The organism is Arthrobacter mobilis (assembly GCF_012395835.1).
GTDB lineage: Bacteria > Actinomycetota > Actinomycetes > Actinomycetales > Micrococcaceae > Crystallibacter > Crystallibacter mobilis.
The window spans coordinates 606-1,487 of sequence record NZ_JAAZSQ010000055.1 but is presented as its reverse complement, the minus strand read 5'-3'; the positions used below and the strand labels follow the sequence as shown (position 1 = coordinate 1,487).

Below are 882 nucleotides of genomic sequence, written 5' to 3'. Positions count from 1 at the left end.
GGAAAGGGAAGAAATCTTTAAAAAGAATGGTGCGCAGCCTGACTATTCAAGTTACCTTGAGGATTGATTAATGAGACTTTTTATTGCAGAAAAACCGTCTTTAGCAAAGGCTATTTTTGAAGGACTGGGCGGAAATCCCAATACAGAAAAGAAAAACGGCTATTTTGAACACGGTTCTGATGTCGTTACCTGGTGTTATGGTCATATGCTGGAGCTTTACGACCCACAGGATTATGACGACAAATATTCCAACTGGCGTTATAGTGATTTACCCATTAAAGCGGTTTATCCGCCAAAATATAAAATCAAGCCTGAATCAGAAGCACAGACCCGCATTATTTTGTCTCTTATCGATAAAGCCGACAGCATCGTTCATTCAGGCGACCCCGATGATGAAGGATGTTTGCTGGTTGATGAGATTCTGGGTTATGCCGGAAACAAGAAACCCGTCCAGCGACTGCTTGTTGCCGACCTCAACCTTGCGCCAGTGCAAAAATCACTGTCGAATTTACAACCTAACGATAAATTTCGCGGTATGACGTTAAGCGCCCTGGCGCGTTCCCTGTGCGATCAGGGTTTTGGCTATAACATGACGCGGGGATGTACATTAAAAGGCCGTGAGAAGGGCTATGACGGCGTTCTGAACGTTGGCCGGGTACAAAGTGCCGTTCTTGGTCTGGTGAACATGCGCACGCTGGCGAACCAGAATCACACAGAAAGCTTTTATTACGATGTATTCGCCAGTCTGTCGATGAACGGGCATCAGATTAAGGCGAAATATCAGACAACAGACGACGATCAGATAGACGAGAAAAAACGCCTGATCTCCGAAGCTCAGGCCGCGCATATTGCCGGACGTGTTACGGGTAAGGATGCTATTGT

Annotated in this window: 1 protein-coding gene; it reads left to right on the top strand. The window is 46.0% G+C overall.

Features of this window, described 5'->3' with window-relative positions; translation table 11 throughout:
- Positions 1 to 70 precede the first annotated feature (70 nt).
- The coding region (locus tag HGG74_RS20775) for a DNA topoisomerase (protein WP_246263141.1) at positions 71 to 882 on the top strand (812 nt) is incomplete at its 3' end.